This is a genomic window from Sphingobium sp. HWE2-09 (assembly GCF_035989265.1).
In the GTDB taxonomy this organism is placed as follows: Bacteria; Pseudomonadota; Alphaproteobacteria; order Sphingomonadales; family Sphingomonadaceae; genus Sphingobium.
In genome coordinates this window covers 670,150-683,462 of sequence record NZ_JAYKZX010000001.1, presented here as the reverse complement: position 1 = coordinate 683,462, position 13,313 = coordinate 670,150, and the positions used below count along the sequence as shown (strand labels likewise).

The window sequence follows — 13,313 nt, the reverse complement described above, 5'->3', positions numbered from 1 at the left end:
TTCGTCCCCACAGCCGGGGACAGCAAAAGCCAGGACTTTCCACTAAACTGCTTCCATATTTGGGATAATGGAAAAACCTATGACCTTGCCACTCTCCTTGCCGGCGCGTCTCGATAACCCTGGCCTGACGCCTCTGATGCTTAGCCATGCGGCATGGGTAACGCACGATGTCGAAGCGACGGCAGACTTCTACATGCGCGTGATGGGGATGGAACTTGCCAGTACCATACTGGGCGCATCCGTGCCTTCGACCGGGGATGACTTTCCCTATTTCCACATCTTTTTTAGGATGGCTGATGGCTCGACCATCGCATTTTTCGAGGCGCCCGGATTGCCTGAGCGCTCGACGGTAAGTCATCCGGCATATGAGATTTTCGATCATATCGCGCTTCAGGCAAAAAATCATGAAGAGGTTGACCGTTGGTATGGCTGGCTGGTCGAGAACGACATCGACGTGATCGGCCCGACGGACCATAATGGCCTGATTTACAGCATTTATTTTCACGACCCTAATGGCATACGTCTGGAGATCACGACGCCCACCGATCCCAACTGGAACAAGCACACCTCTCGCGGAAAACAGCATCTTGCGATGTGGCTGGAAGGCAAGCGCAACGCGATCGAGCAAAATCGCGACCTGCGCGAAGCCATGGTCGAATTGATCCACTCTGTTGCCAAGCGCTGAACCATGATCCCAGTCTACAAGGATTCCGCGCAGGCGCTCGACGGCCTGCTGACCGATGGAATGACGATATGCGTGGGAGGCTTCGGGCTGTGCGGCGTGCCCGAAAGCCTGATCGACGCGCTTCAGCAGTCGGGCGTCCGTGATTTGACCTGCGTTTCCAACAATGCCGGCATCGACGGCGTCGGTCTCGGGAAATTGCTCCGCACCCGGCAAGTCCGTAAGATGATTTCCTCCTATGTCGGCGAAAACAAGGAGTTCGAGCGTCAGTATCTGGCGGGTGAACTGGAAGTGGAATTTTGTCCCCAAGGCACATTGGCCGAGCGGATAAGGGCGGGCGGCGCGGGTATACCCGGCTTTTACACCCGGACGGGAATCGGCACGTCTGTCGCGGACGGCAAGGAGACCAAGGAGTTCGACGGCGAAACCTATTTGCTGGAACGCGGCATCAGGGCTGACCTGGCGCTGATAAAGGCCTGGCGGGCGGACGAAGCGGGCAACATCCAGTTCCGCCGCACGGCGCGCAATTTCAATCAACCGGTTGCGACATCGTCAAACATGACAGTCGCGGAGGTCGAGGAAATCGTTCCGGTGGGCATGTTTGATCCGGACCAGATTCATCTTCCCGGTATCTATGTGAAGCGCCTTGTGCTGCCTCCGCCTTATGAAAAGAAGATCGAATTCCGCACTACCCGCCCCCGGGAGGCCGTATGATGACCGACAAACAGAGAGGTTGGACCCGCTTCGAAATAGCGGAGCGGGCGTCTCGTGAGTTACGCGACGGATATTATGTCAATCTGGGGATCGGGATTCCCACGCTCATAGCCAACTGCATACCCGATGGGATGAACGTGACCCTCCAGTCCGAAAACGGTATGTTGGGGATCGGGCCGTTTCCGTTCGATGAGGATGTCGATCCCGACCTCATCAATGCCGGAAAGCAGACGATCAGCGCGTTGCCGCAATCGAGCTTTTTCTCCTCATCGGATAGTTTCGCGATGATCCGCGGCGGGCATATCGACCTGACCGTGCTGGGCGCGATGGAAGTTTCCGAGCGCGGCGACATAGCCAATTGGCTTATTCCAGGCAAGATGATCAAGGGCATGGGGGGCGCGATGGATCTGGTCGCCGGCGTCCGACGCGTGATCGTCGTGATGGAGCATGTGTCGAAATCGGGCGAGCCTAAATTCGTACAGCAATGTTCGCTTCCTCTCACTGGGGCGAACGTGGTCGATATGATCGTGACCGATCTGGCCGTATTCCGCCGCGATGACCGGTCTTTACCCTTCAGGTTGATTGAGACGGCTCCGGGCGTAAGCGCTGAAGAGATCGCTGCCAAAACGCCCGCGCATTACGACAACTAATTGGCGGGCCGGATCAGGAAAGGACTAAGGGATGGCGAGGGTGTATGCATCCGCACAGGAATTGGCGGACGAGATCGGCACGCCGATCGGACCGGGCGAATGGTTTGAAATCACCCAGGCGCAGATCGACGAATTCGCCTCTGCAACGGGCGATAGGCAGTGGATTCATGTCGATGTAGAGCGCGCTAGCCGGGAAGCGCCTGGCGGCAAGACGATTGCGCATGGCTATCTGCTGCTTTCCCTTCTGGGGACATTGCAGCCCGCGCTATTCACGGTCGCATCGCGGCAAACGCTGAATGTCGGCCTCAACAAGCTGCGTTTCCTAGCCCCGGTCCCCGCAGGCTCGCGTGTGCGGCTCATACAGACGGTCACGGGAGCGGAGCCCCAGGGGGCCGGGCTGCGTATCACGTACGATACGAAGATCGAACTGGAAGGTTCGGAAAAACCGGCCGTGGCGGCTGAAATCGTCTTCCTGCATTTTGACTGATTGGTAAGCGGTGTGAGCATCAATGGACAGGCATATATCGTAGGCGCTTTCGAGCATCCGCTTCGCAAGACGCCGCACAAGACGATCATGCAACTGCACGCGGAAGTGATAGCCGGCGCGCTTGCAGACGCTGGCCTGACGATCGGAGACATTGACGGATACTTTACAGGGACCGACGCGCCAGGACTGGGTTCGGTTTCCGCAGCCGAATATCTGGGCCTGAGACCGCGCTATATCGACACCACCAGCACTGGCGGATCGGGCTATATCATCGCTGTCGGCCACGCGGCGGCCGCCATTGCAATGGGGAAATGTTCTGTCGCGCTGATTACGCTGGCCGGACGTCCCAGGACGGGCCTGGAACTGCAAGGCGAAATGCCGTTTCTGGCTGACCCGCTGGTCCCCGAGGTGCCCTATGAAGCACCTTTTTCCGTCAATATTGTCAACGCTTATGCGCTCGCGGCGCGCCGTCACATGCACGAGTTCGGGACCACATCGGAACAGCTGGCATGGGTGAAGGTCGCCGCATCGCACCACGCGCAGCATAACCCCCATGCCATGCTACGCGACGTCGTGACCGTGGAGGACGTGCTCGCCTCGCCGATGATCGCCGATCCGTTGCACAAGCTGGATTGCTGTGTCGTAAGCGACGGTGGTGGCGCACTGATCGTGGCCCGTCCGGATATCGCCAGGGCGTTGAACCGTCCGCTCGTCAAAGTGCTGGGATCGGGCGAGGCGTATAAGACCCTCAATGGCGGACGTATCGACCTTACCTATTCGGCGGGTCGTGATTCGGGTCACGCAGCCTTTGCCGAGGCGGGCGTGACGCCGCAGGATATCGACTATGCTTCGATATATGACAGCTTCACCATCACCGTCCTCATGCAACTTGAGGATCTGGGATTCTGCGAGAAGGGCCAAGGCGGCCGCTTCGTTTCCGATGGCGGGTTGATATCAGGCGTCGGCAAGCTGCCGGTCAACACCGATGGCGGCGGCCTGTGCAATAACCACCCGGTCAATCGGGGCGGCATGACAAAGGTGATCGAAGCGGTCCGTCAGTTGCGCGGTGAAGCGCATCCGGCGGTGCAGGTTCCCGATTGCAGCCTGGCTCTGGCGCACGGAACCGGCGGCTTTCTAGGTACGCGGCACATTGGCGGCACGATTATCCTGGAGCGGGAGGCATGATGGTGGATGAGGAAGACGTCTCGGGTATCGCCGAATGGCGATCGCCGTCGGGAGCGTTGCAACTGGGACTTTGCAATATATGTGGAGCGACCCATTACTATCCACGGCGCGTGTGCCCATTCTGCTTCAGCGCCGATGTTGGGCGAACCGACGCAACGGGAAACGGCCGCGTTTACAGCTATAGCTATTCGAGCCGAGGGCCCAATGGCCCCAACATCCTCGCCTATGTGACGCTTGATGAGGGTATCACGATGCTGACCAATCTCGTCGATGTCGATCCGGCCGATGTAACAATAGACATGCGCGTCACAGTCGATTTCCGCCCGCTGGGCCAAACTGTCGTACCGCTGTTCCGTCCAGCATGAGCGATATGTCCGAAATTATCTACACCGTTCGCGGCGAGGTCGCGGAAATCCGGCTCAACGCGCCGCAGCGCCTGAACGCGCTATCGACGGCGATGATGGAGGATCTTGTCAGCGCATTTGGCAGGGCCTCTCGCGAAACGCGCGCCATCTTCCTTTGTGGGGAAGGGCGAAGCTTCTGCTCGGGCGTCGACCTGACATCGGATGCGACCGTTCCGCACGCCGATCTGGACGGTGGTGCCATCCTTGAGCAGCATGTGAATCCTGATGATCCTGGCGATCAATGACCTTCCGATTCCAATAGTCTGCGCGGTGCAGGGCGCGGCGGCCGGATTGGGGATGGCGCTCGCGCTATCGTGCGATTTCGTAGTGGCTGACCGCGCTGCTTACTTCATGGCGCCTTTCGCTCGCCTTGGCCTCATACCTGACGGGGGTGTCGCATGGATACTTGCTCGCGCGATTGGACGGGTGCGGGCCATTCAACTGCTGATGACGGCTGAAAAGCTTTCTGCACAAAAGGCCTGCGATTGGGGCCTTATCTCTCAACTCGCGGAGGATGATAAATTGACAGATGCAGCATGGGACGTTGCGGAAAAGCTAAGCAAGGGACCCACACTGGCCCTCGCCGGGATCCGACGGCTGGTAGGTGAAGCCGGCGTGGCCGAACTGGGGGCTGCGCTCTCCTTGGAGCGCGATCTACAGCGGAAGATTCCCGCTACGCTCGACTGTCAGGAAGGCAATGCCGCCTTTCGGGAGAAGCGCGCGCCAAGGTTTGTAGGTCGATGAGCCTCGCTCCCGATATTCGCGCTGGTCTGCGGCTGCCGGTGATCTGCGCGCCCATGTTCACGGTCACCGGACCGGAAATGGTGCGGGAAGCGTGCCTTGCGGGCGTGATCGGGGGTCTCCCCCGCCATAATGCCCGTAGCGTGGAGGAATTCGAATCCTGGTTGCGGCTCATTCGCGACGCAATCGATAGGCGTCACGACGAGACCCCCGACGCCAAAATCGGCGCCATCGCCGTCAATCTTGCGTCCAATTTGTCGCCCGCCGAATTCGATGAGAATCTTGCACTTTGCCAGCGCTACGGCGTCAAGATAATCATCAACGCGACCGGCAATCCGACCGAGTTGATCCGCCGCGCCCATGACAAGGGTTTTCTCGTCTTTGCGGACGCGGTCAACCTGCGCTTCGCGGAAAAGGCGATCGCGCTTGGTGTCGAAGGGATCAACGCGATCGGTGCAGGTGGTGGCGGCCATTCTGGCACCGTGTCGCATCTGGCCTTCGTAGCGGCCGTTCGGGCTCGCTTCTCCGGCACGATAGCGATGGGAGGAGCGATCAGTTCTGGGGCGGCTATCCGGGCGGCCGAGATATTGGGCGCAGATCTGGCGTTTCTAGGAACCCGATTCATCGCGACGCAGGAATCGCGGGCGCCGGAGGGCTATAAGCAGATGATCGTGAATTCCCATATCGGTGATCTCTCCTACACCGATCAATTAGGCGGGGCGCCTGCCAATTGGCTAACCGCCTCGCTAGACGCTGCGGCGGACAAGCCTGAAGCGCGTGCCTGGCGCGACGTGTGGAGCGCGGGTCAAGGCATCGAACTGATCGATGACATTCCTAATGTGGCCGACCTCGTGGATCGCCTTGAAGCGGAATATCGTGCAGCGGCGAATGTTCCGGTATTCGGAGCGGGTGGCTAACGGAACTAAGCCATCACGCTCCACCCCTCCTTGAGAACCGGCAATTGGGTCCATGACATATCCGCTGTGGTTGGGTACGGCCACGGCAGGCAGCAATTTGGGCCTTATGATGAGAATTTGGACGCGTTGGGCTGACGGATCGGGGCTGCTGCCCTGATCCGCCTGCAAGGCGCTGCAGCTCCCAGAACGCCAGGTAGTTCGCGTAGTGCCATATGCTACGGTCTAATTTGCGCCCAGTAATTTTACCTTAAACGTCGGTTCTCAGGACTCTGTGGGGACGGCCGCTGGTTCCGCATAGGCGAGAGGAGGCCGCCTGCTTTTCGTCTTGATCATCAAGCCGACGAGCGCGGGATTGCGCGTGCCTCAAGCGCGATGAGGAACAGAGGCTCGCGGTGTCACTGAAGGCGGCGATGAGTGGCAAGATATTTGCCCGGCGATTGGCCTAGTGCCTTTCGGAACATTGTGCAGAAGGAACTCGCGCTTTCATAACCAAGGTCGAATGCGACGTTTTGGACGCTGTCTCCTTCGGCTAGCCGTCTGAGCGCTATGATGATCTGAAATTGTTGTCGCCACTGGCCGAAGGTCAAGCCCACTTCCCGTTGCACCAGCCGGAACAGGCTCCGTTCGCTCATGCCGACACGGCGCGACCATTCTGACATAGTTGAGCGGTCTGTCGGATCTGTCACAAACGCCTGCGCGATCTGTCGCAGCCGAGTATCGGCAGGGAAGGGGACGTGAAGACGCTCTATAGGCGCCGTCTCAAGCTCGTTTAATGTCGTATCGATCAGGCTCTTGGCGGATCCAGACGGGTCATAGAGGGCGGGCAACTTGGAAACAGCAATGATAAGCTCTCGAAGCAATGGGGATATCCCCAACGTACAGCAACATTGCGGCAGAGCGCTGGCGATGTTGGCGTCCAGACACAAGCAATAAATATCAAGATCGCCTACTGCGGACACGCTATGGGTCTCGTTGGCGGGAATCCACAGCGCGCAATGGGGGGGACGATCCAGAAACCATTTGCCACCTCACAGGTGACGACCCCGCGTAAGCACAGAATGATCTCGGCCCTTTGGTGAGAATGGGCCTCAACTCTGAAGTCCTCGCTCGTGAGATATGAGGGACTTGCCGAAATTGCCCGCGGCACCATATGCTGTTCAAAAATGGTTTCGAGCGCGATTTCGCGCATATTATTCTCTCCTGACGTCGCCCTTTTTGTCGTCAACGAAATTCTATGAATGGGCATTCAAGCCTGATCAATATGAGTTTACCGCAAGTTCACTCAATCAAGATGCGATTTGTCATTATGACTGCAGCCTAAGACCATATCTCCATATCATCTCTTGTGGAGACCATACTCTTGCTGCTCCTACGATCAAGCGTTCCGATGTTTATCCGTTTGATTTGTATTGCGACGCTGCCGGATAAGGTGAGCGCGGGAAAAAGGTCCTGTGCGCCACCGGGCGACGCACGGTCTGTTTTGGCAGGATCGCGAAATTCGTTGACCGGCCACGCTTAGGCGATTGGTGCCCGGCGACCCTATAGCTGCTGGCTTGATCAATAGAGCAGGTGGATTGAATGTCGTCAGAGCTAAGTAGATTGAGCATTCTGGTTTCAGGCGCAGGCGCCGCCGGTCAAACGGTGTCATACTGGTTGGCGCGTCACGGCGCTAGGGTGACACTTCTCGAGCGCGCGTCCGCGCCGCGAATTGGCGGTTTCGCGATCGATCTGCGGGGCGTCGCTGTCACCGTGGCCGATCGGATGGGCATTCTCGAGCAAGCCAGAGCAGCGCGCGTGCGCACGCGGGAGATTGTTCGCATTGCACCGGACGGGTCGGCGGTCTGGAAAACAGACGGCAATTTCGGGGCAGGCGAGGGTGTCTCGGGCGACGTCGAAATCCTCCGCGATGATCTGACTTCGATCCTCGCCTCGGCGCAAGCGCAGGTGGACGGTGTCGAAAATCTCTTCAACGATAGCATCGCTACGCTGGTGCAGGACGAGGACGGGGTAGATGTGACCTTCGCCTCCGGCAAGAGCGCTAAATATGATCTGGTGATCGGCGCCGACGGCCTTCACTCCAATGTCCGCGCATTGGCATTTGGCCCGGAAGAGAAATTCGCGCGGCCACGCCGTCAATATTGTGCAATCTTCACGCTTCCCAATATTTTGAACATGGAACGCCAATGGCTGATGCTCAATCTGCCGGGCAAATCGGTTAGCGTCATCCAATATGGTGCCGACAAGCATACGCGGAGCATGTTCATCTTCGCTTCACCCCCAATTGATTTCGACCGGCGCGACACGGTCGAGCAAAAGCGCATCCTGAAGGAGGTCTTTGAGCCGGACAATGACAAATGGGTCATCCGCCAGATACTGGATGAACTTGAGCCAGCCAATGACCTGTATTTTGATGATGTTACCCAAATTCACATGGAGTCCTGGTCCAACGGCCGTGTCGCGCTCGTCGGTGATGCCGGCTATGCCCCGACATTGATGACCGGCCAGGGATCGAGCCTTGCCGTCGTTGGTGGATATGTCCTCGCAGGAGAGCTCAAGCGCGCAGGCGGCGACCATCGCGTCGCGTTTCCTGAATATCGCCGCGTGCTCCGCGACTATGTGGCCGCGAACCAGGCGCTGATCAATTCACCGGAATTCGACATCATCGCCGACAGCTGGGAGGAAATCCATGCCCGCGATCGACGGATCAAAGAAATCCTCGATAGTGCCGGGGACACGCCGGCTGCCGAGCGCGGTGACGATGGTTCAACGGGGGCGGAGCTCGTCAAGGCGGCCAACGCCGTGGAACTACCGCACTATTGATCGCTAGGATCGCATCCTGAGACGGGGCCGCCCTGGAGGGGGACGGGGCGGCCACTTTGCCGGGTTTCCAATGACAAATAGCAGCACATCCTCCTCGCTGCTTGATTGCACTGGCGACCCCGTTGTTAACTGGCTTCAAATCCTTAAAGTGGAGAGGCGATCATGCTGAGCGAGTTGATTGCATCCAGCGCTCGGCGGGGTGTGAGTTGATATGTGGTGCAGGGAATAGAAGGCTAACGAAGTGCTGTTACCCGAAGAGCAACAGCAGTGCGCCCATATGAGATGCCTAGGCATAAAATTGATACAGGCGGAACCCGGGTCGGCGATGTTTGGTCTGGACTGGCGTGATGAGCTCATGGCGACATCAACGTCCCATATGCCGGCATCGGCACCGATCTTCAGCTTGATGGAAGCTGCATGCGCGCATGCCATCTGGTCAGTGATCGAACGGCCGAAATCGACCTTGATATTGAGCTTACGCGTCGACCATCTTCGGTCGGCGACGCCGGGCTGCCGGCTCATCGGCCAAGCTGAATGTTTTCGCGTGACGAAGCGTATCGCGTTCGCCCGCGGCGTTGCCTACGACAAGGATGAAGCCGATCCGGTTGTCAATGCAATCGCCAGTTTCTTCTACACCCAGGCGAACTAAATATGGATCGTCCCTACGCCGCCTTCCTTGGCATCAGAATCGATGAGGATCATATGGGCCTCCCGGTTTGCTCCATGTCGCCGAGTGAGAAGAATAGTGGTCACTCCGGCATGCTGCACGGTGGGGCTCTAGCGGGCTTGCTGGAGTGCGCGGCGGGGGTGTTTGCCGAATCCGTTACCAACGATGCGAGCATCGACGTCCAGCCTGTTTCGATAACCGTCGATTACATGCGGGCTGCCATGCATGCCGAAACGCATGCCAACGCGGAGATTGTCCGGCGCGGCGACCGGATCATTCATGTTGATGCCACCGCCTGGCAGGAAGATGCCGGCAAACCGATTGCAATGGCCCGCCTTGTATTTTCCCTGCGGCGCTGATCCGCAACCTAGAATTTGTGCGGACGCATACCATGCCGATTCCGCTTTGGAGAACGACCTATATGGAGTAATCATGATGGCGCGGCCATTTCGGGTAAAAAGAACAGCTGGTTGCAGGAGACGGGATGATGAACGCCTATGAGTCTGAAAAACTGGGGTGCGAGCCTCGGGGATTACATTCGATCATAGACGTCATCGGAGACGATTGTTTCGGGAAGGAGCTTCTCCTCTTTCTCAATGATGTTTGCGGCGCCGACCACTGTGCCGTGTTCCAGATCGAATCGGCGCAACCGGTCAAGCTTGCGGTCGCGAGCCTCGACGACAGTGACACAGCAGAGCGTTGCACCAACGCCTATATCGAATCGGGGCTGTGGCAGCGCGACCCTACGATGACGGCTGCGAGGTTCACGTTCAATCACGTGCATCCGTCGCTTATCCGCATGGATATTCAGAGTCTTGAAGATCCCGAGCTGCGGAGCAAGATATACTCGCATATGGGACAACGTCTTCTGTTGTGCGGTCGATCGGCAGTTGGACATGTCGCGCTGAGTGTGCTGCATTCGGTCGAAAGGGGCGATTTTGCAGAAGACGCGATCGCCAACTTAGAAGCCCTAGCATCGCCGCTATTGTCTATTTTAGGCAAGCATGCGAGCGCGCTTTGGCAACGGAGGCTATTGTTCGAGTCGCTCAACTCGCTGGAAGCGATAGAAGCTTGCGTGGCCAAGTCCCCGGACGGACTTCCGCGGCGCGAAGCGCAGGTATGCTCCCGTATCCTTTATGGCATGTCATCGCTTGGAATCTCGCTGGAACTCGGCGTGAGCGAAGAAACCGTCATGACGTATCGCAAGCGGGTTTATCATCGGCTCAATATTGCTACGCAGCGCGAATTGTTGATGTGGTATGTATCCCTGTGGAGCGTCGGCACCACGATGCCGCGGAGAAGTCCGGCTTCATACGCACGTTGATCGACGGCCTGCGGGTGGGGGAGCTTGCGTCCAGCATGGTGCGGCGATGATACCCATACGCAGTCGGCACGGATGGGAGCCATCTGACCGGTCTCCCCGCACCGATGCGACGGATGCCTGTCATGCCGTCAGCTTATCTGCCTTGTGGCCTGATCGATCCTGCCGAAAATGGATCGACCGGTAGCGTCGACCATCTCGATCTCGACCCGATCGCCAATCTGCATGAACGGCGTTGACGGCGCCCCGTGCAAAATTGTTTCCACCACCCGGATTTCCGCGATGCAGCTATAGCCGCTGCCACCTTCGGAGATTGGTTGCCCTGGTCCCCCTTCAGCATCTCGGTTCGAAACGGTTCCGGCACCAATGATGGTACCTGCAGACAAAGGCCGCGTCTTTGCGGCATGCGCGATAAGGTCGGCATGGCTGAACGTCGCGTCCTCGCCCGCCTCGGCTTTACCGAAAGGTTGGCCGTTGAGGCTGACGAGCAGGGGAAGGTGCAGTCGTCCATCCCGCCAAGTGTCTCCAAGTTCGTCTTTGGTCACGGCGACGGGGGAGTATGTGGTGGGCGGCTTGCCGTGGAAAAATCCGAACCCCTTGGCCAGTTCTGGGGGAATGAGATTCCGCAGCGAGACATCGTTGCAGAGCATGAACAGACGAATATACTGCTCCGCCTCGGCGGCGCTAACGCCCTGCGGAACGTCGCCGGTGACGACCGCGATCTCCGCCTCGAAATCGTAACCCCATGCCTCATCGCCAACGAGGATCGGATCGTGCGGAGCGACGTTACAGTCGGACCCACCCTGATACATGATTGGATCATGATAGAAGCTTGGCGGCATCTCCGCGCCCCGTGCCTGCCTGACGAGGGCTACATGGTTGACATAGGCACTGGCGTCCGCCCACTGATAAGCGCGCGGCAGGGGGGACATGCAGGCACCCTGATCGAACGGTTGCCCGGTCACCACGCCACTTTCAAGGTCAGCCGCGACGCTGCTTAGTTGCGGCGACAGTTCTTCCCAATTGTCTAGCGCCGCCTGCATGGTGGGCGCGATATCGTCCACGGCCGTGCAACGGGACAGGTCGCGCGTCACGACGACGAGGCGGCCGTCGCGGCCGGATTTGAGGGAAGCAAGTTTCATGATCGATGACCTTCTGGAGTATCAGGCTGGCCGGAGGGGTGAGCCTTAATGAATGCAGGGTGATGGGCGCAGGCCGTTTCGATCCTGCGCATCCGCGGAAATGACTCAAGATCGAAAGCGAAGCGGCGTGCGTTGTAAAGCTGCGGGATTAAAACGCATTCGAACAACCCAGGCGCATCGACCAGATAGTCCCCCGTCGCGCGCTGTTCGAGTTTATGTTCAAGCGGCTTCAACTTCGCCGCCAGCCAATGATGATACCAGCGATCCACAGAAGCTTGATCCTGCGACATGTCTTTCTTCAGATACTGAAGGACTGTTAGATTAAGAGGCGCATGGAGCTCGGTCGCGATCATTGAGGCTGCTTCCCGGACGATGAAGCGTTTGTCAGGATCTTGCGGAAGGAGCGGGGCACCCCCATAGACCTCATCGAGCCATTCGATTATCGCCACCGATTGCATCATGGATCGACCGCCAATCTGGAGCACAGGTACGCCGCCGGCAGGATTGATGCGGAGAAACGCTTCTTTCACTTGGTCGCCGGCGGCCAGGTTTACCGTTTCGATCGCATAGTCCAGTTCCTTGAGATTCAAAGCGATGCGCACACGATAACTGGTTGAGCTCCGGAAGTAGGAATAGAGCTGTATCATACCAAAGGCCCTTAATGTTCAATGATATTGCTCAGTGTTTGGGGGCGAAGCGCAAGTCTATGCATATCCGTATGCAAGCATAAATGAATTGGAACGCAAGTACTAATGGTCGGAAAACATGATTTGTAAGTAACGCTATCATCGATTGGCGTTAGCCGATCATCAGCATGCCGCCATTCACGCTGAAAGTCTGACCCGTGATGTAGGATGCTGTGTCGGCGGCAAGGAATGACACCATATGGCCAACGTCGATCGGCTGCCCCATCTTGCCCAGCGGGATTGTCTTTGTCGTCGCCTCAACCATTGCGCGGCCCTGGGGTGTTGAACAGGCGACATCGATGATCGCTGTGTGGATCAAACCGGGTGAAATCACATTCACACGGATATTGTGGGGCGCCAGCTCTTTGGCCAAGCCTTTGCTTGCTGAATTAACCGCGCCTTTGGCCCCCGAATAGACCACGATCCCCGGCTCGCCGAAGCGCGCGGAGTCCGACCCAATATTGATGATCACGCCGCTGCCTTGCTTTATCATATAGGGAGCACATAATTTTACGCCGATCAGCACGCCCTTGAGATCAACGTCGATGATCCTTTCCCAGTCGTCCGGGTCCGAATCCAGGAATGCTGTGGGGGCGGCGACGATGCCGGCATTATTGACGAGAATGTCGATCCGGCCCTCGGCATCGAAAACAGCCTCCACGGCTCGCTCGAACGAAGAAAAGGAGGACACGTCCGCCTGTTGCACCGAGACATGAAAACCCTCAGCCGCAAGTTGCGCAGCCAGCTTCTCAGCTTCGTCTACAACGATGTCGAGGATCACCACATGGGCGCCATCGCGCGCCAGACATTGCGTGATGCCCGCGCCGATGCCCCGCCCGCCGCCGGTGACGATTGCGACCTTGTCGTTTAGCATATCCCTGCTCCAATAGCCTTTGG

At 58.1% G+C, this 13,313-nt stretch carries 17 protein-coding genes; 13 read left to right on the top strand and 4 right to left on the bottom strand.

All coding sequences use genetic code 11. The annotated features are described in order from the left end of the window. Positions 1-79 precede the first annotated feature (79 nt). The 9 genes from U5A89_RS03145 to U5A89_RS03105 all read left to right on the top strand — a co-directional run bounded on the left by U5A89_RS03145 (position 80) and on the right by U5A89_RS03105 (position 5,780). A complete protein-coding gene (locus U5A89_RS03145; RefSeq protein WP_338159724.1) occupies positions 80-685 on the top strand; it encodes a VOC family protein in 606 nt (201 codons plus the stop codon). A 3-nt stretch (positions 686-688) separates the two neighbouring features. Next, on the top strand, positions 689-1,396 hold the full coding sequence (locus U5A89_RS03140; protein WP_338159723.1) for a CoA transferase subunit A: 708 nt from the start codon (positions 689-691) through the stop codon (positions 1,394-1,396). Then, positions 1,393-2,046: a 3-oxoacid CoA-transferase subunit B gene (locus U5A89_RS03135; RefSeq protein ID WP_445190614.1), complete on the top strand. Its 654-nt coding sequence runs from the start codon at positions 1,393-1,395 to the stop codon at positions 2,044-2,046. Before U5A89_RS03140 ends, U5A89_RS03135 begins: the two co-directional genes overlap by 4 nt. 61 nt (positions 2,047-2,107) lie before the next feature. Next, positions 2,108-2,533 (top strand): MaoC family dehydratase, encoded by a 426-nt coding sequence (locus U5A89_RS03130; RefSeq protein WP_338159721.1) that lies wholly within the window; start codon positions 2,108-2,110, stop codon positions 2,531-2,533. A 12-nt stretch (positions 2,534-2,545) separates the two neighbouring features. Beyond that, the gene (locus U5A89_RS03125; protein WP_338159720.1) at positions 2,546-3,718 is read left to right on the top strand and encodes a thiolase domain-containing protein; all 1,173 of its coding nucleotides are present in this window, start codon (positions 2,546-2,548) and stop codon (positions 3,716-3,718) included. Next, on the top strand, positions 3,715-4,083 hold the full coding sequence (locus U5A89_RS03120) for a Zn-ribbon domain-containing OB-fold protein (RefSeq protein WP_338159719.1): 369 nt from the start codon (positions 3,715-3,717) through the stop codon (positions 4,081-4,083). Before U5A89_RS03125 ends, U5A89_RS03120 begins: the two co-directional genes overlap by 4 nt. Further along, complete coding sequence (locus U5A89_RS03115; RefSeq protein WP_338159718.1) at positions 4,080-4,367, top strand: enoyl-CoA hydratase/isomerase family protein; 288 nt, start codon at positions 4,080-4,082, stop codon at positions 4,365-4,367. Before U5A89_RS03120 ends, U5A89_RS03115 begins: the two co-directional genes overlap by 4 nt. Beyond that, positions 4,348-4,866, top strand: a complete 519-nt coding sequence (locus U5A89_RS03110) for an enoyl-CoA hydratase-related protein (protein ID WP_338159717.1) — start codon at positions 4,348-4,350, stop codon at positions 4,864-4,866. The genes U5A89_RS03115 and U5A89_RS03110 overlap by 20 nt, the downstream gene beginning before the upstream one ends. Continuing rightward, positions 4,863-5,780: an NAD(P)H-dependent flavin oxidoreductase gene (locus U5A89_RS03105; RefSeq protein WP_338159716.1), complete on the top strand. Its 918-nt coding sequence runs from the start codon at positions 4,863-4,865 to the stop codon at positions 5,778-5,780. Before U5A89_RS03110 ends, U5A89_RS03105 begins: the two co-directional genes overlap by 4 nt. A 395-nt stretch (positions 5,781-6,175) precedes the next feature. On the opposite strand, the gene U5A89_RS03100 is transcribed toward U5A89_RS03105, so the two are convergent. Beyond that, a complete protein-coding gene (locus U5A89_RS03100; protein ID WP_338159715.1) occupies positions 6,176-6,739 on the bottom strand; it encodes an AraC family transcriptional regulator in 564 nt (187 codons plus the stop codon). Between the two features lie 619 nt (positions 6,740-7,358). On the opposite strand from U5A89_RS03100, the gene U5A89_RS03095 reads away from it, so the two are divergent. The 4 genes from U5A89_RS03095 (at position 7,359) to U5A89_RS03080 (ending at position 10,591) form a co-directional block, all read left to right on the top strand. After that, positions 7,359-8,600 (top strand): FAD-dependent monooxygenase, encoded by a 1,242-nt coding sequence (locus tag U5A89_RS03095; RefSeq protein ID WP_338159714.1) that lies wholly within the window; start codon positions 7,359-7,361, stop codon positions 8,598-8,600. A 325-nt stretch (positions 8,601-8,925) separates the two neighbouring features. After that, positions 8,926-9,249, top strand: coding sequence for a PaaI family thioesterase (locus U5A89_RS03090; RefSeq protein ID WP_338159713.1), 324 nt, complete (start codon positions 8,926-8,928; stop codon positions 9,247-9,249). Positions 9,250-9,251: 2 nt separating this feature from the next. Continuing rightward, complete coding sequence (locus U5A89_RS03085; RefSeq protein ID WP_338159712.1) at positions 9,252-9,626, top strand: PaaI family thioesterase; 375 nt, start codon at positions 9,252-9,254, stop codon at positions 9,624-9,626. 125 nt (positions 9,627-9,751) lie between these two features. Further along, positions 9,752-10,591, top strand: coding sequence for a helix-turn-helix transcriptional regulator (locus tag U5A89_RS03080; RefSeq protein WP_338159711.1), 840 nt, complete (start codon positions 9,752-9,754; stop codon positions 10,589-10,591). 128 nt (positions 10,592-10,719) lie between these two features. On the opposite strand, the gene U5A89_RS03075 is transcribed toward U5A89_RS03080, so the two are convergent. From U5A89_RS03075 to U5A89_RS03065, 3 genes are all read right to left on the bottom strand, one after another. Continuing rightward, positions 10,720-11,730, bottom strand: coding sequence for a fumarylacetoacetate hydrolase family protein (locus U5A89_RS03075; RefSeq protein WP_338159710.1), 1,011 nt, complete (start codon positions 11,728-11,730; stop codon positions 10,720-10,722). After that, positions 11,727-12,377, bottom strand: coding sequence for a maleylacetoacetate isomerase (gene maiA / locus U5A89_RS03070; RefSeq protein ID WP_338159709.1), 651 nt, complete (start codon positions 12,375-12,377; stop codon positions 11,727-11,729). The genes U5A89_RS03075 and maiA overlap by 4 nt, the downstream gene beginning before the upstream one ends. A gap of 151 nt (positions 12,378-12,528) precedes the next feature. Beyond that, on the bottom strand, positions 12,529-13,290 hold the full coding sequence (locus tag U5A89_RS03065; RefSeq protein ID WP_338159708.1) for an SDR family NAD(P)-dependent oxidoreductase: 762 nt from the start codon (positions 13,288-13,290) through the stop codon (positions 12,529-12,531). Positions 13,291-13,313 lie beyond the last annotated feature (23 nt).

What these genes read in the sequence shown, in the direction of transcription:
- U5A89_RS03135 (WP_445190614.1), top strand. Translation starts at nt 1,393, where the DNA reads ATGATGACCGACAAACAGAGAGGTTGGACCCGCTTCGAAATAGCGGAG.
- U5A89_RS03110 (WP_338159717.1), top strand. Translation starts at nt 4,348, where the DNA reads ATGATCCTGGCGATCAATGACCTTCCGATTCCAATAGTCTGCGCGGTG.
- U5A89_RS03080 (WP_338159711.1), top strand. Translation starts at nt 9,752, where the DNA reads ATGATGAACGCCTATGAGTCTGAAAAACTGGGGTGCGAGCCTCGGGGA.
- U5A89_RS03095 (WP_338159714.1), top strand. Translation starts at nt 7,359, where the DNA reads ATGTCGTCAGAGCTAAGTAGATTGAGCATTCTGGTTTCAGGCGCAGGC.
- U5A89_RS03115 (WP_338159718.1), top strand. Translation starts at nt 4,080, where the DNA reads ATGAGCGATATGTCCGAAATTATCTACACCGTTCGCGGCGAGGTCGCG.
- U5A89_RS03140 (WP_338159723.1), top strand. Translation starts at nt 689, where the DNA reads ATGATCCCAGTCTACAAGGATTCCGCGCAGGCGCTCGACGGCCTGCTG.
- maiA (WP_338159709.1), bottom strand. Translation starts at nt 12,377, where the DNA reads ATGATACAGCTCTATTCCTACTTCCGGAGCTCAACCAGTTATCGTGTG.
- U5A89_RS03065 (WP_338159708.1), bottom strand. Translation starts at nt 13,290, where the DNA reads ATGCTAAACGACAAGGTCGCAATCGTCACCGGCGGCGGGCGGGGCATC.
- U5A89_RS03120 (WP_338159719.1), top strand. Translation starts at nt 3,715, where the DNA reads ATGATGGTGGATGAGGAAGACGTCTCGGGTATCGCCGAATGGCGATCG.
- U5A89_RS03075 (WP_338159710.1), bottom strand. Translation starts at nt 11,730, where the DNA reads ATGAAACTTGCTTCCCTCAAATCCGGCCGCGACGGCCGCCTCGTCGTC.
- U5A89_RS03105 (WP_338159716.1), top strand. Translation starts at nt 4,863, where the DNA reads ATGAGCCTCGCTCCCGATATTCGCGCTGGTCTGCGGCTGCCGGTGATC.
- U5A89_RS03085 (WP_338159712.1), top strand. Translation starts at nt 9,252, where the DNA reads ATGGATCGTCCCTACGCCGCCTTCCTTGGCATCAGAATCGATGAGGAT.
- U5A89_RS03145 (WP_338159724.1), top strand. Translation starts at nt 80, where the DNA reads ATGACCTTGCCACTCTCCTTGCCGGCGCGTCTCGATAACCCTGGCCTG.
- U5A89_RS03090 (WP_338159713.1), top strand. Translation starts at nt 8,926, where the DNA reads ATGTTTGGTCTGGACTGGCGTGATGAGCTCATGGCGACATCAACGTCC.